Annotated in this window: 1 protein-coding gene; it reads left to right on the top strand. The window is 42.8% G+C overall.

The annotated features are described in order from the left end of the window. On the top strand, nucleotides 1–325 hold a 325-nt coding region (locus EI161_RS14740), incomplete at both ends, for an IS1 family transposase (protein ID WP_192530063.1).

The following is a 325-nucleotide window of genomic DNA, read 5'->3' as shown; positions in this document are numbered from 1 at the left end:
GCTACTATGAACGCTTAGAGGTTGATGAGTTCTGGACTTACGTGTATCGCAAGAAGCGTAAAGTCTGGCTCATCTACGCTTATGACCGTGCTACTAATGAGATTGTCGCTTATGTCTGGGGCAAACGTGACTTAAAAACAGCTAAGAAGCTAAGAGCACGTTTAAAGCAACTTAAAGTAAGCTATGGCTCTATCAGTATGGACAACTGGGATAGCTTTAAAACCGCCTTTAAAGGTGATCACAAACAGGTTGGCAAACAGCATACCATAGGTATAGAGGGTAATAACTGTCGCCTTAGACACCGATTAAGACGAGCGGTTAGAAA

Origin of the sequence: Psychrobacter sp. FME5 (assembly GCF_014861375.1) — a bacterium.
Taxonomy (GTDB): domain Bacteria; phylum Pseudomonadota; class Gammaproteobacteria; order Pseudomonadales; family Moraxellaceae; genus Psychrobacter.
This window is presented reverse-complemented; position numbering and strand designations above follow the sequence as displayed.